Below are 22,756 nucleotides of genomic sequence, written 5' to 3' on the forward strand. Positions count from 1 at the left end.
CTGACTATGGCTACGATTCATGTAGACGGCAAAGAATATGAGGTTAACGGAGCGGACAACCTGCTAGAAGCTTGTCTCTCCTTAGGCCTTGATATTCCTTATTTTTGCTGGCACCCGGCGCTGGGCAGCGTCGGTGCTTGCCGCCAGTGTGCGGTGAAGCAATATCAAAACGCAGAAGATACCCGCGGTCGTCTGGTGATGTCCTGTATGACACCAGCCTCCGACGGCACTTTTATCTCTATTGACGATGGCGAAGCGAAGCAGTTCCGCGAAAGCGTTGTGGAATGGTTGATGACCAACCACCCGCACGACTGTCCGGTCTGTGAAGAGGGCGGCAACTGCCACCTGCAAGATATGACGGTTATGACCGGCCATAGCTTCCGCCGCTACCGTTTTACCAAGCGTACCCACCGCAATCAGGACCTCGGCCCGTTCGTCTCTCATGAAATGAACCGCTGCATCGCCTGCTATCGCTGCGTGCGTTATTACAAAGATTACGCGGACGGCAAAGACCTGGGCGTGTATGGCGCTCACGACAACGTCTACTTCGGTCGCCCGGAAGACGGCACGCTTGAAAGCGAGTTCTCCGGCAACCTGGTAGAAATTTGCCCGACCGGCGTTTTCACCGACAAAACCCACTCCGAGCGCTACAACCGTAAGTGGGACATGCAGTTCGCGCCAAGTATTTGCCAGCAGTGCAGCCTCGGCTGTAACACAAGCCCCGGCGAGCGTTACGGTGAACTACGTCGCATCGAAAACCGCTATAACGGCACGGTTAACCATTACTTCCTGTGTGACCGCGGCCGTTTCGGCTATGGCTATGTGAACCTGAAAGACCGTCCTCGCCAGCCTATCCAGCGCCGCGGCGACGATCTTATTCTCCTGAACGCGGAACAGGCAATGCAGGGCGCGGCGGATATTCTACGCCAGTCGAAGAAGGTGATCGGTATCGGTTCCCCACGCGCAAGCGTTGAAAGCAACTTCGCGCTGCGTGAACTGGTTGGCGCGGATAACTTCTATACCGGTATCGCTTCCGGCGAGCAGGCTCGTCTGCAACTGATGCTTAAAGTGCTGCGCGAAAGCGGTATTCATACCCCTGCGCTACGTGAAATCGAATCCTACGATGCAGTGCTGATTCTGGGCGAAGACGTTACCCAGACCGGCGCTCGTGCCGCGCTGGCGATTCGCCAGGCCGTAAAAGGCAAAGCGCGTGAAATGGCAGCGGCGCAAAAAGTAGCCGACTGGCAGATTGCGGCAATCCTCAATATTGGCCAGCATGCGAAACATCCGCTGTTTGTGACAAACGTGGACAGCACTCGTCTGGATGATATTGCCGCGTGGACTTACCGTGCGCCGGTTGAAGATCAGGCACGGCTGGGCTTCGCCATTGCCAACGCCCTGGACAGTAACTCTCCGGCTGTAGAACTGGATCGCGATCTGAAGAACAAAGTCGACGTGATCGTTCAGGCGCTGGCCGGCGCTAAAAAACCGCTTATTGTTTCCGGAACTAACGCCGGCAGCGAAGCGGTGATTCAGGCGGCGGCAAACGTGGCAAAAGCGCTGAAAGGCCGCGGCACCGAAGTTGGTATCACCATGATAGCTCGCGCGGTGAACAGCGTGGGTCTGGGCATGATCGGTGGCGGCTCGCTTGAAGAAGCGCTGAGCGAACTGGAAAGCGGTGCGGCCGATGCGGTTGTGGTGCTGGAAAACGATCTGCATCGCCACGCTTCCGCTGCCCGCGTTGACGCGGCGCTCAGCAAAGCTCCGCTGGTCATGGTTATCGATCATCAGCGCACGGCGATCATGGACAAAGCCCATCTGGTGCTGTCCACCGCAAGCTTTGCCGAAAGCGACGGTACGGTTATTAACAACGAAGGCCGCGCACAGCGTTTCTTCCAGGTTTATGACCCGGCTTATTACGACCACAACGTTGCGATGCTTGAAAGCTGGCGCTGGCTGCACTCCCTGCACAGCACCGTTCGCAGCCGCGAAGTAGACTGGACGCAGCTCGATCACGTTATCGACGCCTGTGTGAAAGCGTTGCCACACCTGGCTGGCATTAAAGAAGCCGCGCCTGACGCAAGCTTCCGTATCCGCGGCCAAAAACTGTCTCGTTCTCCAATCCGCTCCAGCGGCCGTACGGCGATGCGCGCCAACATCAGCGTGCACGAACCGCGTCAGCCGCAGGACAAAGACACTATGTTCGCCTTCTCTATGGAAGGGAATAACCAGCCATCCGCGCCGCGTTCGCAGATTCCGTTCGCATGGGCGCCGGGCTGGAACTCACCGCAGGCATGGAACAAATTCCAGGCCGAAGTGGGGGGCAAACTGCGCCACGGCGATCCGGGTGTGCGCCTGATTGAAGCCTCCGATACGGGCATCGATTTCTTCGATAACGTGCCGGAAACTTTCCAGGCAGAAGCTGGCAAATGGCTTGTCGCACCGTATTACCATCTGTTTGGCAGCGACGAGATGTCCCAACGTTCGCCGGTCTTCCAGAGCCGTATGGTTGCGCCGTACATTACGCTGAACCCGGCGGACGCCGCGAAGCTTGGCGTTAATGCGGGTAGCCTGATTTCCTTCAGCTACGAAGGTCAAACGCTGAGTCTGCCGCTGAAACTATCCGAAGGGTTAGCCGCAGGCCAGGTTGGACTGCCAATGGGGATGCCTGGCATTGCCCCGGTTCTGGCGGGTGCTCGTCTTGAAAATCTGCAGGAGGCGTCGTTATGAGTTGGTTGACACCGGATGTTATCGACATTCTGCTGAGCATCCTCAAAGCGGTGGTTATCCTGTTAGTGGTCGTAACCTGCGGCGCGTTTATGAGCTTCGGCGAGCGTCGTCTGCTTGGCCTGTTCCAGAACCGTTATGGACCAAACCGCGTAGGCTGGGGCGGTTCGCTCCAGCTCGTCGCGGACATGATCAAGATGTTCTTTAAAGAGGACTGGGTTCCGCGCTTCTCGGATCGCGTAATCTTTACTCTTGCGCCAATGATTGCTTTCACCTCGTTGCTGCTGGCCTTCGCAATTGTGCCGGTCAGCCCGAACTGGGTGGTGGCGGATCTGAACATCGGCATCCTGTTCTTCCTGATGATGGCAGGCCTGGCGGTTTATGCCGTCCTGTTCGCGGGCTGGTCAAGCAACAACAAATATTCCCTGCTGGGTGCGATGCGTGCTTCTGCGCAAACCCTCAGCTACGAAGTATTTCTTGGTCTTTCCCTGATGGGCGTGGTGGCGCAGGCGGGGTCGTTCAATATGGGCGATATCGTCAACAACCAGGCGCATCTGTGGAACGTTATCCCGCAGTTCTTTGGTTTTATTACCTTTGCGATTGCGGGCGTTGCGGTTTGTCACCGCCACCCGTTTGACCAACCGGAAGCCGAGCAGGAGCTGGCTGACGGCTACCACATCGAATATTCCGGTATGAAGTTCGGTCTGTTCTTCGTGGGGGAATATATCGGCATCGTCACCGTCTCTGCGCTGATTGTGACGCTGTTCTTTGGTGGCTGGAATGGCCCGTGGTTACCACCGTTCATCTGGTTCGCGTTAAAAACCGCGTTCTTCATGATGATGTTCATTTTGATTCGCGCAGCATTGCCTCGTCCGCGTTATGACCAGGTGATGTCTTTCGGCTGGAAAGTGTGTCTGCCGCTGACGCTTGTCAACTTGCTGGTGACCGCCGCGGTCATTCTCTATCAGGCACCATAAGGGGTGAAAAAACCATGACATTGAAAGAGTTAGTGGTTGGTTTCGGCACCCAGGTACGCAGTATCTGGATGATCGGTCTGCACGCTTTCGCCAAACGCGAAACGCAGATGTATCCGGAAGAACCAGTGTATCTGCCGCCACGCTACCGTGGCCGTATCGTGCTGACGCGCGATCCGGACGGCTCCGAGCGTTGCGTTGCCTGTAACCTGTGTGCGGTTGCCTGCCCGGTTGCCTGTATCTCTTTGCAAAAAGCAGAGACGAAAGACGGCCGCTGGTATCCAGAGTTCTTCCGCATCAACTTCTCACGCTGCATCTTCTGCGGCCTGTGCGAAGAAGCCTGTCCAACGACGGCGATTCAGCTAACCCCGGACTTCGAACTGGGCGAGTTTAAGCGTCAGGATCTGGTATATGAAAAAGAGGACCTGCTGATTTCCGGTCCGGGTAAATACCCGGAATATAACTTCTACCGGATGGCGGGTATGGCAATCGAAGGCAAAGATAAGGGCGAAGCGGAAAACGAAGCCAAGCCTATCGACGTCAAAGGCCTGTTACCTTAAGGGGAAGGCAATGGAATTCGCTTTTTATATTTGCGCCCTTGTGGCGGTCCTGACCACCCTGCGGGTGATCACGCACACCAATCCGGTACACGCGCTTTTGTATCTGATTATCTCTTTGCTGGCTATCGCCGGAGTGTTCTTCTCGCTCGGCGCATACTTTGCCGGTGCGCTGGAGATAATCGTCTACGCCGGGGCCATCATGGTGCTGTTCGTCTTCGTCGTAATGATGCTCAACCTGGGTAACTCGGTGGTGCAGCAGGAGCGCGAGTGGCTTAAACCACAACTGTGGATTGGCCCGGGCATCCTGTCCGCCATCCTGCTTGCCGTGCTGGTTTATGCCATTCTGAGTCTCAACGATCAGGGCATTGACGGCACGGCAATCGATGCGAAACAGGTGGGTATCGCGCTGTTTGGCCCATACGTATTGGCCGTTGAGCTGGCGTCTATGCTGCTGCTGGCTGGTCTGATCGTTGCCTTCCATCTGGGTCGCGAAGATCGCGCCGGCGAAGTGCTGAGCAACCGTCAGGCAGATATGGCTACAAAAAGAAAACCGGAGGAGCACGTATGATCCCGCTGCAACATGGACTCATCCTCGCTGCTATTTTGTTCGTGCTGGGGCTGACGGGTCTGGTTATCCGTCGCAACCTGCTTTTCATGCTGATCAGTCTGGAAATCATGATTAACGCCGCGGCGCTCGCTTTTGTGGTTGCCGGTAGTTATTGGGGCCAGGCCGACGGTCAGGTGATGTATATCCTGGCGATTAGCCTTGCGGCCGCCGAAGCCAGTATTGGCCTCGCGCTGTTACTGCAGCTCCATCGTCGTCGCCAGAATCTGAATATCGATTCAGTAAGTGAGATGCGTGGATGAACCTTCTCTGGTTAACCATTCTTTTGCCATTTATTGGCTTTGTATTATTGGCATTTTCGCGCGGACGCTGGTCGGAAAACCTGTCTGCCACCGTCGGGATTGGCTCTATCGGACTTGCGGCGCTGGTGACCGCCATTGCGGGCGTTGATTTCTTCAACAACGGCCGTCAGGCGTTTGTTCAGCCGCTGTGGACCTGGATGTCGGTAGGCGATTTTAATATCGGCTTTAATCTGGTGCTCGATGGGCTGTCGCTTACCATGCTGTCCGTGGTGACGGGCGTTGGTTTCCTCATCCACATGTATGCCTCCTGGTATATGCGTGGGGAAGAGGGCTATTCCCGCTTCTTCGCCTACACCAACCTGTTTATCGCAAGCATGGTCGTGCTGGTGCTGGGTGATAACCTGCTGCTGATGTACCTCGGCTGGGAAGGCGTGGGCCTGTGCTCCTATCTGCTGATTGGCTTCTACTATACCGATCCGAAGAATGGCGCTGCGGCGATGAAAGCCTTCGTGGTGACTCGTGTAGGCGACGTGTTCCTCGCGTTTGCGCTGTTCATTCTTTACAACGAGTTGGGTACGCTTAACTTCCGCGAAATGGTTGAGCTGGCGCCTGCGCACTTTGCCGAAGGCAATGAAATGCTGAAGTGGGCGACGCTGATGCTGTTGGGCGGTGCGGTAGGTAAATCTGCGCAGTTACCGTTGCAGACCTGGCTTGCGGACGCGATGGCAGGCCCTACGCCGGTTTCTGCGCTGATCCACGCAGCCACCATGGTTACCGCGGGCGTCTACCTGATCGCCCGTACCCACGGCCTGTTCCTGATGACGCCTGAAGTGCTGCATTTGGTGGGGATCGTGGGCGCGGTAACGCTGGTTATGGCGGGCTTTGCTGCTCTGGTGCAAACCGACATTAAACGCGTGCTTGCTTATTCCACCATGAGCCAGATTGGCTACATGTTCCTGGCGCTTGGCGTGCAGGCGTGGGACGCGGCAATCTTCCACCTGATGACGCACGCATTCTTTAAAGCGCTGCTGTTCCTGTCGTCTGGTTCGGTGATTCTGGCCTGCCACCACGAGCAAAACATCTTCAAAATGGGTGGCCTGCGTAAGTCCATTCCGCTGGTGTATATCTGCTTCCTGGTCGGTGGCGCGGCGCTTTCCGCACTGCCGCTGATTACCGCAGGCTTCTTCAGTAAGGACGAAATCCTTGCTGGCGCGATGGCGAACGGTCATATCAACCTGATGGTTGCAGGACTGGTTGGGGCATTTATGACCTCCCTGTATACCTTCCGGATGATCTTCATCGTTTTCCACGGCAAAGAGCAGATCCACGCTCACGAGGTCAAAGGTATTACACACCATCTGCCGCTGATTGTGCTGCTGGTGCTGTCCACCTTTGTTGGCGCGCTGATTGTTCCGCCATTAGCGGGCGTGCTGCCAGAAACCGCAGAGCTTGCGCACGGCAGCGTGCTAACTCTTGAGATTACCTCAGGCGTTGTTGCTATCGCCGGTATCCTGATTGCGGCATGGCTGTGGCTTGGCAAACGTACGCTGGTAACGGCTATCGCCAACAGCGCGCCGGGTCGCTTCTTCGGCACCTGGTGGTTCCATGCCTGGGGCTTCGACTGGCTGTATGACAAAGTCTTCGTGAAGCCGTTCCTTGGCATCGCATGGCTGCTCAAGCGCGATCCGTTGAACTCAATGATGAACATTCCGGCCGTACTTTCCCGCTTTGCAGGCCGTGGTCTGCTGGTCAGCGAGAACGGTTACCTGCGCTGGTATGTCGCATCTATGAGCATCGGCGCGGTGGTGGTTCTCGGCCTGCTGCTGGTCTTGCGCTAACGCGGATTTGAACTCCCCATCCCGCAGGGCGGGTAAACGAAGCGTCACCCGCCGTTATCTTTGTGGCGGATGGCGCTAACGCTTATCCACCCTACGCCGGAAGGGGGATGTGAGAGATGTTTTGGTTTATTTTGACTTAGGGACACAAATGCCATGCTATTACCCTGGCTAATATTAATCCCCTTTATTGGCGGCTTCCTGTGCTGGCAAACTGAGCGCTTCGGCGTAAAAGTGCCGCGCTGGATTGCGCTGGTGACCATGGGGCTGACACTGGCGCTTTCGCTGCAACTGTGGTTGCAGGGCGGCTACTCTCTGACGCAGGCAGCGGGTCTGCCGCAGTGGCAGTCTGAGTTTGTTCTGCCGTGGATCCCACGCTTCGGAATTGAAATCCACCTGGCGTTGGACGGCCTGTCGCTGCTGATGGTCGTGCTGACCGGTCTGCTCGGCGTGCTGGCGGTCCTCTGTTCCTGGAATGAAATCGAAAAGTATCAGGGCTTTTTCCACTTAAACCTGATGTGGATCCTGGGCGGCGTTATCGGCGTGTTCCTTGCCATCGACATGTTCCTGTTCTTCTTCTTCTGGGAAATGATGCTGGTGCCGATGTACTTCCTGATTGCGCTGTGGGGCCATAAAGCCTCCGACGGGAAGACGCGTATCACCGCCGCAACCAAGTTCTTCATCTATACCCAGGCAAGCGGTCTGGTGATGTTGATTGCTATCCTTGGCCTGGTATTTGTGCACTACAACGCCACCGGCGTATGGACCTTCAACTACGAGCTGCTGCTGAAAACGCCGATGTCCCACGGCGTACAATGGCTGCTGATGCTGGGCTTCTTCATCGCGTTTGCGGTGAAAATGCCGGTGGTTCCTTTGCACGGCTGGCTGCCGGACGCGCACTCCCAGGCGCCAACGGCGGGTTCCGTTGACCTGGCAGGTATCTTGCTGAAAACCGCCGCTTATGGTCTGCTGCGCTTCTCTCTGCCGCTGTTCCCGGAAGCTTCCGCTGAGTTCGCTCCTGTCGCCATGTGGCTGGGCGTCATCGGTATCTTCTACGGCGCGTGGATGGCTTTCGCGCAAACCGACATCAAGCGCCTGATTGCTTATACCTCCGTTTCCCACATGGGCTTCGTACTGATTGCTATCTACACCGGCAACCAGTTGGCCTACCAGGGCGCGGTTATCCAGATGATCGCCCATGGTCTTTCCGCAGCGGGTATGTTCATCATCTGTGGCCAGCTCTACGAGCGCCTGCACACCCGTGACATGCGCCTGATGGGCGGCCTGTGGAACAAAATCAAATGGCTGCCGGGTCTGTCGATGTTCTTTGCCGTGGCCACCCTCGGGATGCCGGGCACCGGTAACTTTGTTGGCGAATTCATGATCCTGTTCGGCAGCTTCCACGTTGTGCCGGTTATTACCGTGGTATCGACCTTCGGTCTGGTGTTTGCTTCTGTTTATTCTCTGGCGATGCTGCATCGCGCCTACTTCGGTAAAGCGAAGAGCGAAATCAGCGATAAACAACTGCCGGGAATGTCGCTGCGCGAGTTCTTTATCATCCTGTTGCTGGTGGTGCTGTTAGTCCTGCTGGGCTTCTGGCCGCAGCCAGTTCTGGATACCTCGCACGCTGCGATGAGCAATGTTCAGCAGTGGTTTAGCAGTTCAATTTCAACTACAAGGCCGTAATTCGCCATGACTATAACTCCTCAACATTTGATCGCGCTGCTGCCGCTGCTCGTCGTCGGATTGACGGTGGTGGTTGTGATGCTCTCCATAGCGTGGCGACGCGACCATTTTGTCAATGCAACACTGTCCGTAATCGGTCTTAACGCAGCACTTGTCTCCCTGTGGTTTGTAGGGCAGGCGGGCGCGATGGATGTCACGCCGCTGATGCGCGTTGACGGCTACGCCATGCTCTATACCGGCCTGGTGCTGCTGGCAAGCCTTGCCACCTGTACGTTTGCTTATCCGTGGTTGCAGGGTTACACCGACAACCGCGAAGAGTTCTACCTGCTGGTGCTGATTGCCGCCATGGGCGGTATTCTGTTGGCTAACGCGAATCATCTGGCCGCGCTGTTCCTCGGTATTGAATTGATTTCACTGCCGCTGTTCGGCCTGATTGGCTATGCCTTCCGTCAGAAACGATCGCTTGAAGCAAGCATCAAGTACACCATCCTGTCTGCCGCAGCGTCTTCATTCCTGCTGTTTGGTATGGCGCTGGTGTATGCGGAGTCCGGCAGCCTGTCGTTTGTTAGCCTGGGCAAGAGCCTCGCGGACAACATGCTGCACGAACCGCTGCTGCTGGCGGGTCTGGGCCTGATGATTGTTGGTCTTGGCTTTAAACTTTCTCTGGTACCGTTCCACCTGTGGACGCCAGACGTATACCAGGGCGCGCCTGCTCCGGTTTCCACCTTCCTGGCGACCGCCAGCAAAATCGCCATTTTTGGCGTGGTGATGCGTCTGTTCCTCTATGCGCCGGTGGGCGACAGCGAAGCCGTGCGAGTGGTGCTGGGTATTATCGCCTTCGCCTCCATCCTCTTCGGTAACCTGATGGCGCTGAGCCAGACCAACATCAAGCGTCTGCTCGGCTACTCTTCCATCGCGCACCTCGGTTATCTGATGGTGGCGCTGATTGCCCTGCAAAGCGGCAGTATGTCGATGGAATCCGTTGGCGTTTACCTGGCAGGCTATCTGTTCAGCAGCCTCGGCGCGTTCGGCGTGGTCAGCCTGATGTCCAGCCCGTATCGCGGTCCGGATGCAGATTCTCTGTATTCCTACCGCGGTCTGTTCTGGCACAAGCCGATCCTGTCTGCGGTCATGACGGTGATGATGCTCTCCCTGGCCGGTATCCCGATGACGCTGGGCTTCATTGGTAAGTTCTACATCATCGCGGTAGGCGTGCAGGCGCATCTGTGGTGGCTGACCGGCGCCGTTGTGTTGGGCAGTGCCATCGGTCTCTACTACTACCTGCGCGTGACGGTGAGCCTGTACTTAAGCGCGCCGCAGCAGCTCAACCGCGACACCCCAGGAAACTGGGCGTTTACTGCGGGCGGCGTAGTTGTGCTGATCTCCGCCGTGCTGGTGCTGCTGCTGGGCGTTTACCCGCAGCCGCTTATCGACCTGGTGCAGCTAGCGAAGCCGCTGATGTAAGCTGAACAACGCTGTTAAAAACCGCCGCTTGTCGGCGGTTTTTTTATGCTCAGATTTTGACGGTAAGAAAATCTTCAGCCGCAAGCGTTGCCGGGAAAATGTTTCTGCATTCGTTGAGTAAAGCTTCACAGCCTGACCGATCGTACCGGGAGCTGAAGTGGGTTATCACAAGCCTGCCGACGCCTGCGGCTTTCGCAAGCGTCGCGGCCTGTACGGAGGTGGAATGGCCGCGGCCGTTGGCCTTTTCTTCCATAGACGCTTCAAGCGTTGCTTCATGCACCATAACATCCACGCCGCTTGCCAGCGCCAGCCCTGCGGGAGTTGGGCCGGTATCCCCGAAGATGGCTAGTCTTTTCCCTTTCTGAGGCGCGCCGAGATAATCCTTACCATTGAGCACAACTCCATTCTCAAGTGAAATCGTTTCACCGCGCTTGAGGCGCTGAAAAATCGGCCCCGGTCGCACGCCCTGAGCTATTAGTCGCGGCGCATCAAGCGCGCCGGGCTTGTCGTGTTGCTCGATACGATAGCCATAACATTCAACCGGATGGGTTAACGGGAAGGCGGTGACGCGAAACTCGTCGTCGCAAAAAATTTCGCCTTCGTTAATCTCTATGATCTCAAGGGAGAAGGCTGTCCAGGAGCCGCTAAGCTGCAAAGCCATTTCGATAAACTGGCGTATGCCTTTTGGACCATAAACCGTCAAAGGCGCATCGTTACCCGCCATGGAACGACTGCACAGCAGCCCCGGCAGGCCAAAAATATGGTCGCCGTGCAGGTGCGTAATGAAAATCTTGCTGAATTTACCGGGGTTAAATACGGTGTTCAGCATTTGGTGCTGCGTCCCTTCACCGCAGTCAAACAGCCAAAGATGGGGCTGATTATTCATCGGGTTAAAAACTATCGCGCTGACGTTGCGCGTTTTGCAAGGCACGCCCGCTGAGGTACCTAAAAAAGTTAACTCCATTGCTTCCTTTTGCTCCGGCAACCGCTAAAAAACCTTTAGTATAAGCCATCTATTATGCCGCAATCAGGAGCGCAACCATGATCCACTGGCAAGACCTGCATCATTCCGAACTGAGCGTGACCGACCTGTATAACGCGCTGGCGCTGCGTAACGCGGTGTTTATCGTTGAACAAAACTGCCCGTATCAGGATATCGACGGCGACGACCTGGTCGGTGAGAATCGCCATATACTTGGCTGGCGTGACGGCAGGCTGGTGGCCTATGCCAGAATTCTGAAAAGTGATAACGAACTGGAGCCGGTAGTCATTGGCCGAGTTATCGTTGATCCAGGCGTGCGTGGTGAAAAGCTGGGTTATAAATTAATGGAGCAGGCGATGGCTTCATGCCGACAGCACTGGCCGGAGAGCACTATTTACCTCGGGGCGCAGGCGCATTTGCAATCGTTCTACGCTCATTTTGGCTTTAAGCCGGTTACCGATATCTATGATGAAGACGGCATTGCGCATATTGGCATGGCGAATCGCTAACGCTTAAGGACAGGCGAAAAGGAGCGTCATTGTCTATAGTTAGCGGACGAGCAAATTTCCTTTCCTTTTTGTGGAAATAACACGGAGAAAAATAATGCAACCGTATGAATCTCGTCTTGATGATGATCTGACCCTGCTTAGTGAAACGCTTGAGGAAGTCCTGCGTTCTTCCGGCGATCCGGCGGATCAAAAGTATATTGAACTTAAAGAACGTGCTGAACAGGCGCTTAATGACGTAAAAGCGCGCGTCAGCAACGCATCCGACACGTACTACTATCGCGCTAAGCAAGCCGTGTACCGCGCCGACGATTACGTCCATGAAAAACCCTGGCAGGGCATTGGCGTAGGGGCCGCAGCCGGGCTGGTGCTTGGGTTACTGTTAGCCCGACGCTAAAGTAACGCTGGCGCACTTTGTTACGTGCGCCAGATAAAATGAAATCTTACCCATTGGGTGGGATTTTTTTTTATTGCCATGACCACGTATAATCCAGGGCTTTTCAGGGAAGGTGAGGTAAACGTGAATTCAGTAACCGTCGCGCTGCAACAACTCCAGCTTGCATTGACAGATGAATTTGCCGACGAACCTGGCCTTAAATGCCTGTGCGTTAAGCTTCCCCTGAGCGATGCTTGTGACCCGCTCGCCTGGCTTTCCTGTCAGCAGGTTTATCCGCACTTCTACTGGCAGCAACGAAATGGCGATGATGAAGTCGCAGCGCTTGGCGCCGTGCGTCAATTTAGCGCCCTGGCTGATGCTCAGGCTTTCCTGAACGCTTATCCGCAAACCTCTTCACTGCGTATCTGGGGGCTGAATGCCTTCGACCCGGCGCAGGGATGCTTGTTTTTGTCACGCCTGGAGTGGCGGCGCAAAGGGGGAGACGCCTTTCTGTGGCTACACCTTTACAGCGAAACGTCTCTAAGGGATGACGCAAGACAAGCTGCGGCTTTTCTTGCGCAAATCCTTCCGGCTAAGCCCTTGCTTCCTCTTCACCTTCAATGCCTGAGCGAACGTCACCAGCCCGATCGGGATGAGTGGCATAAATTGATTGGCAAGGCTTCAGATGCGATTGCGAGTGGCGAACTGGAAAAAGTGGTGCTGGCTCGTACCACCGATCTGCATTTTTCTACGCCGGTCTCCGCCGCCGGGTTCATGGCCGCCAGCCGTCGCGTAAATTTCAACTGCTACCACTTCCTGTTGGCTTTTGACGCCCATAGCGCATTTCTTGGCTCAAGTCCGGAAAGGCTATGGCGCCGCATCGATTCTGCTCTGCGTACAGAAGCCCTGGCTGGCACCGTGGCTAATCACGTTGAGGATCATCACGCCTGGTCTTTAGGCCAGTGGCTGCTAAAAGATGATAAAAATCAGCGCGAAAATATGCTGGTTGTGGAAGATATCTGCCAGCGTCTGCAAGAAAACGCCGGGCTGCTGGACGTGTTGCCCCCGCAGGTGGTCCGCCTGCGTAAAGTGCAGCATCTGCGTCGTTGCATCTGGACCGAATTGCTGAAAGCGGACGACGCCGTTTGCCTTGAACAACTACAGCCCACGGCGGCCGTAGCAGGTTTGCCGCGAGAGCAGGCGAAAGCATTCATTAATGACTTTGAACCGTTTGAACGTGAGTGGTATGCGGGATCGGCGGGATATCTTTCCCGTCAACAAACAGAGTTCTGCGTCGCGCTACGTTCAGCAAAAATCACCAACGCCACGGTCAGGCTGTATGCCGGGGCGGGTATTGTCGAGGGTTCCGATGCGGAGCTTGAGTGGCAGGAAATAGAAAATAAAGCGGCCGGATTACGCACTTTACTGACCAAATCAGCCTTCTGAATGCCACATTACCGGTTCATATCAAAATATTCATTCCAGCAATAATTATAATGAGTCAGCAAAATTGACTCAGGACTTAAACATGTCGATAAGCTCCTTTAATCGCCGTTGGGCGCAGGTGATCCTTGAAGCGCTCACCCGCCACGGCGTGCGCCACGTCTGCATTGCCCCCGGTTCGCGTTCTACGCCGCTGACATTAACGGCGGCCGGGAATGCGGCTTTTATTTGCCATACCCACTTTGACGAGCGTGGGTTAGGGCATCTCGCACTAGGCCTGGCGAAGGGCAGCGGCCAGCCTGTCGCGGTGATTGTCACCTCCGGTACGGCGGCGGCTAACCTGTATCCGGCGCTGATTGAAGCCGGGCTAACCGGCGAGAAACTAATTCTTTTGACGGCGGACCGCCCGCCGGAACTTATCGACTGCGGTGCAAACCAGGCTATTCGCCAGCCGGGTATGTTCGGCTCGCACCCAACCGTCAGCGTGAACTTGCCTCGTCCTACGCAGAATATTCCCGCGCGCTGGCTGGTTTCCACCCTCGACAGCGCCCTGGGCCAACAGGTCTGCGGCGGCGTACATATCAACTGCCCCTTTGCGGAACCGCTTTACGGCGCGCCGGATGAGGCAGGCGTTAGCTGGCAAAAAGAGTTGGGAGACTGGTGGCAGAGCGAAAAACCGTGGCTGCGGGAAATTTACGGTCGTGAAATCATTAAGCAACGCGACTGGTTTTTCTGGCGGCAGAAACGTGGCGTTGTCGTCGCCGGGCGCATGAGCGCGGAAGAGGGCGAGCGGGTGGCCGCATGGGCTAAAATGCTCGGCTGGCCGCTGATTGGCGATGTGCTCTCTCAAACCGGCCAGCCTTTACCGTGCGCTGACCTGTGGCTGGGTAACAGCCAGGCGACGACGGAACTGGCGCGCGCGCAAATTATCATCCAGTTTGGCAGCAGCCTGACCGGCAAACGCGTATTGCAGTGGCAGGCGACCTGCACGCCGGAAGAGTACTGGCTGGTCGATCCGCTGCCGGGCAGGCTCGATCCTGCTAATCATCGTGGCCGTCGTTTGTCGTGCAATATTGCCGACTGGCTGGAGCTGCATCCTGCGGAAAAACGTCCTTCCTGGGCGGAAAAATTAGCGCCGCTGGCGCGGCTTGCTCAGGATACCGTCGCGCTTGGCACCGCTGAATTTGGCGAAGCGCAGGTGGCGGCTCGTTTGCCTGAATTGCTGCCGGAAGCGGGACAGTTATTCGTCGGCAATAGCCTGGTGGTTCGCCTTGTTGATGCGTTTGCTCAGCTACCGGCGGGTTACCCGGTTTACAGCAACCGGGGCGCAAGCGGCATCGACGGGCTTTTGTCGACTTCTGCTGGCGTGCAGCGCGCCACGGCTCGCGCCACGCTTGCGATTGTTGGCGATCTCTCCGCGCTGTATGACATGAACTCTCTGTCATTGCTCCGCCAGGTTTCCGCGCCGTTTGTCCTGCTGATCGTAAATAACAACGGCGGGCAGATTTTCTCGCTGCTGCCAACGCCCGTGGAGGAGCGCGAACGCTTTTATTGTATGCCGCAGGATGTGAATTTTGCCCATGCAGCGGCAATGTTTAGCCTGACTTATTACAACCCGGGCTCATGGAGCGAACTGCGGGATGTGGTCACCAGAGCATGGCTTTGGCCGCAGGCCACCATCATCGAAATTACCGTGCCGGAAACGGACGGCGCGCAGACGCTACAGAATTTGCTCGCGCAGGTTAGCCAGGCATGATTTTGCACGCTGTAGCGACGCCGGGGCGAAAGGCCGACTTACCGTGCCTGGTCTGGCTGCACGGTTTTTTGGGTAATGAGCAGGAATGGGCGGTCTTTCACGAAGCCTTTGCCGACTGGCCGCAGTTACGAGTGGACCTGCCCGGCCACGGCGGGTCGGCTGATATTGCCGTAGACGGTTTTCCTGCCGTCGATAAAGCGCTGCGTAAAACGCTTCTTAGTTACAACATACTGAAGTACTGGCTGGTGGGCTACTCGCTCGGCGGGCGCGTGGCGATGTATCACGCCTGCCAGGATGAAAATGCGCGGTTATACGGGCTGATTGTTGAAGGCGGCCATCCCGGACTTGGGGAGCCGCAAGCCAAAAAAAATCGGCGGGCATCAGACCGGCGCTGGGCGCAGCGCTTTCGGGCCGAGCCGCTGAAAGATGTGCTCACGGATTGGTATCAACAGCCCGTGTTCAGCTCGCTGAATGAAAAGCAGCGTAAAGACCTTATTACCCGGCGCAGCCAGAATAACCCCGCAACGCTTGCCATGATGCTGGAAGCAACCTCGCCTGGCGTCCAGCCCAATCTGCATACCGGGCTCAGACAACTGCGCATTCCTTTTCATTATATTTGTGGTGAGCGGGATGAAAAATTCCGCTCTGTGGCAGAAAGCCTGAATCTCTCACCACATCTCATTCCCGCGGCCGGACACAATGCGCACAGGGAAAATCCTGCGGCATTTCGCTCCTGCCTGCTGACTTTATTGCGTCAACCTGTTGAGGACACACCATGATTTATCCTGATGAACAAATGCTTTACGCCCCGGTTGAGTGGCAGGACTGCTCGGAAGGTTACAGCGATATTCGCTACCACAAATCTGCGGACGGCATCGCAAAAATCACCATTAACCGCCCGGAAGTGCGCAACGCTTTTCGCCCGTTGACCGTCAAAGAAATGATCAACGCGCTGGCCGATGCCCGCTATGACGACAATATCGGCGTAATAATCCTGACCGGCGAAGGCGAGAAAGCTTTCTGCTCCGGCGGCGACCAGAAGGTGCGCGGCGATTACGGCGGCTACCAGGATGCAAGCGGCACGCACCATCTGAACGTGCTGGACTTCCAGCGTCAGATTCGTACCTGCCCAAAACCCGTTGTCGCGATGGTTGCCGGTTACTCCATCGGCGGCGGCCACGTGCTGCATATGATGTGCGACCTGACCATTGCGGCGGAAAACGCTATCTTCGGCCAGACCGGTCCGAAGGTCGGCTCCTTTGATGGCGGCTGGGGCGCGTCCTATATGGCCCGCATCGTTGGTCAGAAAAAAGCGCGTGAAATCTGGTTCCTGTGCCGCCAGTACGATGCAAAAGAAGCGCTGGATATGGGCCTTGTCAACACCGTGGTGCCCGTCGCCGGGCTTGAAAAAGAGACCGTGCGCTGGTGCCGCGAAATGCTGCAAAACAGCCCAATGGCGCTGCGTTGCCTGAAGGCCGCGCTGAATGCGGACTGCGACGGCCAGGCGGGTCTTCAGGAGCTGGCAGGTAACGCCACCATGCTGTTCTATATGACCGAAGAGGGTCAGGAAGGGCGCAATGCGTTTAACCAGAAACGCCAGCCGGACTTCAGCAAATTCAAACGGAATCCATAATGCGCAGCGTAGGGCTTTGGCGCTTTCAGGTGCCGATGGATGCGGGCGTGGTGCTGCGCGAGCAGCGCCTGAAAACGCGAGACGGTCTGCTGGTGCGCCTGATGCAAGGCGATAAAGAAGGCTGGGGTGAAATATCGCCCTTGCCGGGATTTAGCGCCGAAACGGTGGATGATGCAAAGAACGTGGCGCTGGAGTGGCTCGCAGCCTGGCAAACGGGCGCCGACGCTGAGCTGCCTGAAATGCCGTCCGTAGCCTTTGGCCTGAGCTGCGCGCTGGCGGAAATCAGCGGAGAACTGCCGCTGCAAGCCGATTTCCGTGCCGCGCCGCTTTGTACCGGCGATCCGGATGAACTGTTCGCCATGCTCGAAGCCATCCCCGGTGAAAAAGTGGCGAAGGTTAAAGTCGGTCTGTACGAAGCCGTGCGCGACGGCATGGTTGTTAATCTGCTGCTCGAAGCGGTGCCCGATCTGCAATTGCGCCTGGATGCAAACCGCGGCTGGACGCCGCTAAAAGCGCAGCAGTTTGCCAGGTACGTTAATCCGCAGTTGCGGCCACGCATCGCATTTATCGAAGAGCCGTGCAAAACCCGGGAACAGTCTCGCGAGTTTTCCCGTGAAACAGGAATCGCCATCGCCTGGGATGAAAGCCTGCGCGAGGCGGATTTTGTATTTGCCGCAGAGCCGGGTTTGAGCGCGGTGGTGATTAAGCCAACGCTTACCGGCAGCCTCGCAAAAGTGCGTGAGCAGGTTGAAACGGCTCATGCGCTGGGATTAACGGCGGTCATCAGCTCGTCAATCGAATCAAGCCTTGGCTTAACCCAGCTTGCGCGCATCAATGCCTGGCTTACGCCGCAGACTATTCCAGGCCTGGATACGCTTTCGTTGATGCAGGCGCAGTTGGTACGCCAGTGGCCGAACAGCGCCTTGCCCTGCTGGCAAATCGACGAACTTGAGCGCGTTATATGAATTTTGTCACCTGGCCCTGGCAGCACTGGGCAAAACTTCGCGGTGAGGCGAAGGCGCTCAGGCTGAGCAATGAAACCCTCGACTGGCAAACGCTTTGCCAGCGCGTCGATGTTCTGGCCGGCGGCTTCTGGCAGCAGGGCGTTCGCGAAGGACAAGGCGTTGCGCTGCGGGCCAGGAACAGCGCTGAAGCCGTGCTCTGCTGGCTTGCTTTGCTGCAATGCGGCGCGCGCGTTCTGCCGCTTAATCCCCAGTTGCCGGATGCTTTGCTTATGCAGTTGCTCCCCGGTTTAACCATCAGCCATGCGCTGGCGCTGGGAACTGACGCTCCTGTACCGGGCTTTACCTCGCTGAACGTTATACCAGGCAACAACTGGCAGGTTAACTGGCAGCCCGACAGGCTGGCTTCCATGACGTTAACCTCCGGCTCCAGCGGCCTGCCGAAAGCTGCGGCGCATACAAGCGAAGCGCATCTTGCCAGCGCGGCGGGGGTTTTATCCGCGATGAATTTTGGCCAGGACGATAGCTGGCTTTTATCGCTGCCGCTTTATCACGTTTCCGGTCAAGGGATTTTGTGGCGCTGGCTGCTTGCCGGCGGGCGTATGGCGGTGCGTGATTTGCATCCTCTTGGCGAGGCGCTTGAGGGATGCACCCATGCTTCGCTTGTGCCAACCCAGCTATGGCGTTTGCTCGAACAATCCCAGCCGCTGAGCCTGCGTGAAGTCTTACTCGGCGGCGCGGCGATTCCCGTTGAGTTAACGGAGGCGGCACAGGCTCGCGGTGTGAACTGCTGGTGCGGCTATGGCTTAACCGAACTCGCGTCTACGGTTTGCGCCAAGCGTGCCGATGGGCTGCCGGACGTCGGCGAAGCGCTGCCGGGACGGGAAGTGAAAATCGTCGACGAGGAAGTCTGGATCCGGGCTACAAGCCTTGCCAGCGGCTACTGGCAGCAAGGTAAACTGGTTCCGTTGCTTAACAAGAATGGTTGGTTCAGCACCCGGGATCGCGGCGTATTAAACGGCAAGCGTTTAACAATCATCGGGCGTCTCGATAACCAGTTTTTCAGCGGTGGCGAGGGTATCCAGCCTGAAGAAATTGAGCGTGTGCTGGCGGCGCATCCGGCTGTGAAGCAGGCCTTTGTGGTGCCGATTGAGGATGCTGAATTTGGTCATCGTCCTGTTGCGGTGGTTGAAGCGGATGATGACTTTGACGTAACGCGACTTGAAGGTTGGGTGCAGGGAAAACTGGCGCGTTTTCAACAGCCCGTGCGCTGGCTTCGTCTGTCGGAATCGCTAAAAGAGGGCGGGATAAAGATTTCGCGCAAAGCCGTGCAGGTATGGGTTGCGGGGAGCCAGCTCCCCGCAATTTGAGTTACTTCGCTTCTTTTAACGCTTTCAGCGCGTTGGCAACACCCGCGCCATATTCCGGATGAACCTCGCTGAACAGGCCAATCTGGCGTTCCTGAATGAATTCAGGCACGTCCTTCATGTCCCCTGCGATACGTCTGAACATGCGCTGATGCTCTTCGTCGCTCAGCAGATTATACAGCGCGCGCGGCTGGCTGAAGTAGTCGGTATCTTCGCGGTGGTTCCAGTGATCGGCCGCTCCTTCAATGCTAAGCGGCGGCTCGCTGAAATCAGGCTGTTCCTGGAAAACGCTAAAGCTGTTTGGCTCATAGGTTGGGCCATTGCCGCTGTTGCCATCAATACGCATTGCGCCATCGCGATGATAGTTATGGAACGGACATTTCGGCGCGTTCACCGGGATCTGATGATGGTTTACGCCCAGGCGGTAGCGGTGCGCGTCGCCGTAGGAGAACAGACGACCCTGCAGCATACGGTCCGGAGAGAAGCCAATGCCCGGCACCACGTTTGCCGGAGACATCGCCACCTGCTCAACCTCCGCAAAATAGTTGTCCGGGTTGCGGTTGAGTTCCAGCTCACCCACTTCAATCAGCGGATAGTCGCCGTGCGGCCAGACTTTGGTCAGATCAAACGGGTTGTAAGGCGTTTTTGAGGCCTCCGCTTCCGGCATGATCTGAACGTAGAATTTCCAGCGAGGGAAATTACCGCCTTCAATGGCGTCAAACAGATCGCGCTGGGAGCTTTCGCGGTCGCTGGCAACAAGTCCTGCCGCTTCATCATCCATCATATTGGCAATTTCCTGCTGGGTTTTCAGGTGGAATTTTACCCAGAAGCGCTGATTGTCATGATTGATAAAGCTAAACGTATGGCTACCAAAACCGTGAATATGACGATACGAGCGCGGCAGGCCGCGGTCGCTGAAATCGATGGTTAGCTGATGCAGCGATTCCGGCAAATGAGAGAAGAAATCCCATTTATAGGTTGGATTACGCAGATTGGTGCGCGGATCGCGTTTAACCACGTGGTTAAGGTCCGGGAACTTCAGCGGGTCGCGCAGATAGAAGACGGGCGTGTTGTTGCCCACCAAATCCCAGTTACCCTCTTCGGTATAGAATTTGATGGAGAAGCCGCGAATATCGCGTTCAGCGTCGGCGGCGCCACGCTCGCCAGCTACGGTTGAAAAACGAATAAAGAGATCGGTTTTCTTGCCAATTTCCGAGAACAGCTTCGCTCGGGTGTACCGGGTAATATCATGAGTGACGGTGAAAGTGCCGTATGCGCCTGAACCTTTGGCGTGCATACGACGCTCAGGGATCACTTCACGATCGAAATGAGCCAGCTTTTCAAGAAACCAGACGTCCTGTAACAACATCGGACCGCGGGGACCCGCTGTAGCGACATTGTTATTGTGGGCGACGGGCGCCCCGGCTGCGGTAGTTAATCCTTTCTTGTTCATTGTTGTCTCCATGAAGGATAAAAAGTAAGCCATAACTGCGTGTCTGAAACTGCTGTTTATTCTTCAGCAAGTCATGTCTGAGGACAATTTGGCACTTTCTATCGCTGCTATTCCTTGATCCTGTCATGCAAATGCAGAACCATTTTCAATTTCTTACAAACAAACCCTCAATCGCTTTCTCAAAGCGTTGAATACGTAGCGCCTGCCTGTACAATCTGCGTTTTTTCGGGATTACCCTTTTTCTTTAAATCAGGATCCAAGGAATGAACAAACTAATCATGGCTGGTATTGCTGGCTTAGCACTGGTTTCCGCTACTGCCAACGCTATTAGCATCAGCGGAGAAGCGGGCGAAAAATACACCAACGTGGGCGTAGGTTTTGGTACCGAAACTAGCGGCATTGCGGTTACCGGCAACTACGCGCATAGCGATGACGACGGCGATATTGTTGGGCTGGGTTTAGGCCTGAATCTGCCGCTGGGGCCGTTTATGGGTACCGTTGGGGGCAAAGGTATTTACCTGAACCCAAAAGACGGTGACGAAGGTTATGCGGTTGCCGTAGGCGGTGGTTTGAGCTGGCCTGTTACCGATAGCTTCACCGTTTTTGGCGACTACTATTATTCACCGGATTCGCTCTCAAGCGGCGTGAAAAACTACCAGGAAGCCAGCGCGGGTGCGCGTTTGAGCATTCTGCGTCCTGTCAGCATCGAAGCGGGCTACCGTTATATCGGTCTTGACGGCAAAGATGGCGATCGCAACAACGTTATTGCCGATGGCCCTTATGTTGGCGTGAGCGCACGTTTCTGATCTGTTAGCTTTCTCTGGCCGCGGCGTCCTGCCGCGGCTGTTGCATTTCCCCGCCCATCCCACCGCGCTTAGGCTATAGTGAACCGTTATCTTCCCGCGGAGTAAATCGATGATAAAAGTGGAAATGCTCTCTACCGGCGACGAAGTGTTATACGGGCAAATCGTTGACACTAACGCTGCCTGGCTTGCCGATTACCTGTTTAACCAGGGTTTACCGATGTCGCGCCGAAATACGGTGGGCGACAGTCTTGAAGATTTGATCGCCGTGCTCAAAGAGCGCAGCGAGCAGGCTGATATTCTTATCGTCAACGGGGGGCTTGGGCCAACCAGCGATGATTTAAGCGCGTTGGCCGCCGCTCGTGCGGCAGGCGTTGAGCTTGTAGAACATAAAGAGTGGCTCACGCATATGGAGCAATTCTTCTCCGACCGCGGGCGAGTCATGGCTCCGAGCAACCGCAAGCAGGCGCTCATCCCGGCAAACAGCGAAATGGTGGATAATCCCGTCGGCACGGCCTGCGGCTTCGCCATGACGTTGAATCGCTGCCTGATATTCTTCACGCCCGGCGTACCGTCTGAGTTTAAGGTGATGGTGGATAAACAAATCATGCCCCGCCTGCGTGAACGCTTTACTCTGCCAGAGCCGCCGGTTTGCCTGCGTCTGACAACGTTCGGCCGTTCGGAAAGCGAGCTTGCTCAGAGCCTGGATCCGCTTGCGTTACCTGCGGGCGCGGTAATGGGCTATCGCTCATCCATGCCCATCATTGAGCTAAAACTTACCGGGCCTGCCAGCCTGCGAAAAGCAATGGAGGCCGTCTGGCCGCAGGTGCAGCGTGTGGCGGGTGAAAGCGTCATTTTTGAGGGAACGGAAGGCCTGCCTGCGCAGCTTGCCGAACGTCTGAAAGCGAAAGGGCTGAGTATCGCAATCGGCGAACGCTTCACCGCAGGCCTGCTTTGCCAGCAGCTTTCAAACGCGCAGGCGCCGCTTGGCAACAGCAGCGTTTTATCACCCGTGTCTGAATCGCTCTCTGAGACAGCCGAACGGGCGAAAGATTTAGCCGCGCAGGCGGGATGCGACCTGGCGCTGGTCGTTGGTTCCATCAATGACGATCTTCTTAATTTCGCGTTGCACACCCCAACGGGCACGCAGGGTTTATGCGTGAAATTTAATGTCAACCGCCACGGTTTGCGCGTTCGTCAGGAAGTGTGCGCCATGATGGCGCTTAATATGCTGCGCCGCTGGCTCAATGGCTGGGACGTAGCCGCCGAACATGGCTGGATTAATATCGTCGAGGCTATCGAAATCTAAACATCAGGCGAGCGCCCGAGTCTGCAAGAGAATCAGGTGCTCGCCTTTTTACT

The 22,756-nt window shown here is 56.2% G+C and carries 20 protein-coding genes; 18 read left to right on the forward strand and 2 right to left on the reverse strand.

The genetic code is table 11. The annotated features are described in order from the left end of the window. Positions 1 to 6: 6 nt before the first annotated feature. The 8 genes from nuoG (at position 7) to nuoN (ending at position 10,113) form a co-directional block, all read left to right on the forward strand. The gene (gene nuoG / locus MUA00_RS11515; protein WP_271123185.1) at positions 7 to 2,730 is read left to right on the forward strand and encodes an NADH-quinone oxidoreductase subunit NuoG; all 2,724 of its coding nucleotides are present in this window, start codon (positions 7 to 9) and stop codon (positions 2,728 to 2,730) included. Further along, positions 2,727 to 3,704 carry an NADH-quinone oxidoreductase subunit NuoH gene (gene nuoH / locus MUA00_RS11520; RefSeq protein ID WP_271123186.1) on the forward strand — a complete coding sequence of 326 codons (978 nt, stop codon included), beginning with the start codon at positions 2,727 to 2,729 and terminating at the stop codon, positions 3,702 to 3,704. The genes nuoG and nuoH overlap by 4 nt, the downstream gene beginning before the upstream one ends. Positions 3,705 to 3,718: 14 nt before the next feature. After that, on the forward strand, positions 3,719 to 4,261 hold the full coding sequence (gene nuoI / locus MUA00_RS11525; RefSeq protein ID WP_271123187.1) for an NADH-quinone oxidoreductase subunit NuoI: 543 nt from the start codon (positions 3,719 to 3,721) through the stop codon (positions 4,259 to 4,261). Between the two features lie 10 nt (positions 4,262 to 4,271). Next, on the forward strand, positions 4,272 to 4,829 hold the full coding sequence (nuoJ, locus tag MUA00_RS11530) for an NADH-quinone oxidoreductase subunit J (protein WP_271123188.1): 558 nt from the start codon (positions 4,272 to 4,274) through the stop codon (positions 4,827 to 4,829). Further along, a complete protein-coding gene (gene nuoK / locus MUA00_RS11535; protein WP_121268556.1) occupies positions 4,826 to 5,128 on the forward strand; it encodes an NADH-quinone oxidoreductase subunit NuoK in 303 nt (100 codons plus the stop codon). Before nuoJ ends, nuoK begins: the two co-directional genes overlap by 4 nt. Beyond that, positions 5,125 to 6,966, forward strand: coding sequence for an NADH-quinone oxidoreductase subunit L (nuoL, locus tag MUA00_RS11540; protein WP_271123189.1), 1,842 nt, complete (start codon positions 5,125 to 5,127; stop codon positions 6,964 to 6,966). Before nuoK ends, nuoL begins: the two co-directional genes overlap by 4 nt. Positions 6,967 to 7,119: 153 nt before the next feature. Further along, positions 7,120 to 8,649: an NADH-quinone oxidoreductase subunit M gene (nuoM, locus tag MUA00_RS11545; protein ID WP_271123190.1), complete on the forward strand. Its 1,530-nt coding sequence runs from the start codon at positions 7,120 to 7,122 to the stop codon at positions 8,647 to 8,649. A 6-nt stretch (positions 8,650 to 8,655) separates the two neighbouring features. After that, on the forward strand, positions 8,656 to 10,113 hold the full coding sequence (nuoN, locus tag MUA00_RS11550; RefSeq protein ID WP_271123191.1) for an NADH-quinone oxidoreductase subunit NuoN: 1,458 nt from the start codon (positions 8,656 to 8,658) through the stop codon (positions 10,111 to 10,113). Between the two features lie 49 nt (positions 10,114 to 10,162). Here nuoN and rnz read toward each other — a convergent pair whose 3' ends face one another. After that, a complete protein-coding gene (gene rnz / locus MUA00_RS11555) occupies positions 10,163 to 11,077 on the reverse strand; it encodes a ribonuclease Z (protein ID WP_271123192.1) in 915 nt (304 codons plus the stop codon). Between the two features lie 77 nt (positions 11,078 to 11,154). On the opposite strand from rnz, the gene MUA00_RS11560 reads away from it, so the two are divergent. The 8 genes from MUA00_RS11560 (at position 11,155) to menE (ending at position 19,141) form a co-directional block, all read left to right on the forward strand. Beyond that, a complete protein-coding gene (locus MUA00_RS11560) occupies positions 11,155 to 11,604 on the forward strand; it encodes a GNAT family N-acetyltransferase (RefSeq protein WP_271123193.1) in 450 nt (149 codons plus the stop codon). Between the two features lie 94 nt (positions 11,605 to 11,698). Further along, complete coding sequence (elaB, locus tag MUA00_RS11565) at positions 11,699 to 11,998, forward strand: stress response protein ElaB (RefSeq protein WP_271123194.1); 300 nt, start codon at positions 11,699 to 11,701, stop codon at positions 11,996 to 11,998. Positions 11,999 to 12,121: 123 nt separating this feature from the next. After that, positions 12,122 to 13,423, forward strand: a complete 1,302-nt coding sequence (gene menF, locus MUA00_RS11570) for an isochorismate synthase MenF (protein WP_271123195.1) — start codon at positions 12,122 to 12,124, stop codon at positions 13,421 to 13,423. A gap of 82 nt (positions 13,424 to 13,505) precedes the next feature. Then, positions 13,506 to 15,176 carry a 2-succinyl-5-enolpyruvyl-6-hydroxy-3-cyclohexene-1-carboxylic-acid synthase gene (menD, locus tag MUA00_RS11575; RefSeq protein WP_271123196.1) on the forward strand — a complete coding sequence of 557 codons (1,671 nt, stop codon included), beginning with the start codon at positions 13,506 to 13,508 and terminating at the stop codon, positions 15,174 to 15,176. Continuing rightward, entirely contained in the window at positions 15,173 to 15,955 is a 783-nt protein-coding gene (gene menH, locus MUA00_RS11580; protein ID WP_271123197.1) for a 2-succinyl-6-hydroxy-2,4-cyclohexadiene-1-carboxylate synthase, read from the forward strand. The genes menD and menH overlap by 4 nt, the downstream gene beginning before the upstream one ends. Continuing rightward, positions 15,952 to 16,809, forward strand: coding sequence for a 1,4-dihydroxy-2-naphthoyl-CoA synthase (menB, locus tag MUA00_RS11585; protein ID WP_271123198.1), 858 nt, complete (start codon positions 15,952 to 15,954; stop codon positions 16,807 to 16,809). Before menH ends, menB begins: the two co-directional genes overlap by 4 nt. Then, entirely contained in the window at positions 16,809 to 17,774 is a 966-nt protein-coding gene (menC, locus tag MUA00_RS11590) for an o-succinylbenzoate synthase (RefSeq protein WP_271123199.1), read from the forward strand. The genes menB and menC overlap by 1 nt, the downstream gene beginning before the upstream one ends. Then, positions 17,771 to 19,141, forward strand: a complete 1,371-nt coding sequence (menE, locus tag MUA00_RS11595; RefSeq protein WP_271123200.1) for an o-succinylbenzoate--CoA ligase — start codon at positions 17,771 to 17,773, stop codon at positions 19,139 to 19,141. Before menC ends, menE begins: the two co-directional genes overlap by 4 nt. A 1-nt stretch (position 19,142) precedes the next feature. Here the strand turns inward: menE and katA are convergent, their stop codons facing one another. Further along, positions 19,143 to 20,591 (reverse strand): catalase KatA, encoded by a 1,449-nt coding sequence (gene katA / locus MUA00_RS11600; RefSeq protein ID WP_271123201.1) that lies wholly within the window; start codon positions 20,589 to 20,591, stop codon positions 19,143 to 19,145. Between the two features lie 263 nt (positions 20,592 to 20,854). On the opposite strand from katA, the gene MUA00_RS11605 reads away from it, so the two are divergent. Then, on the forward strand, positions 20,855 to 21,397 hold the full coding sequence (locus MUA00_RS11605; protein WP_271123202.1) for a YfaZ family outer membrane protein: 543 nt from the start codon (positions 20,855 to 20,857) through the stop codon (positions 21,395 to 21,397). Positions 21,398 to 21,506: 109 nt separating this feature from the next. Next, positions 21,507 to 22,703 (forward strand): nicotinamide mononucleotide deamidase-related protein YfaY, encoded by a 1,197-nt coding sequence (locus MUA00_RS11610; RefSeq protein WP_271123203.1) that lies wholly within the window; start codon positions 21,507 to 21,509, stop codon positions 22,701 to 22,703. Positions 22,704 to 22,756: the final 53 nt, after the last annotated feature.

It is taken from the genome of Dryocola boscaweniae (assembly GCF_025215095.1).
Taxonomy (GTDB): Bacteria; Pseudomonadota; Gammaproteobacteria; order Enterobacterales; family Enterobacteriaceae; genus Dryocola; species Dryocola boscaweniae.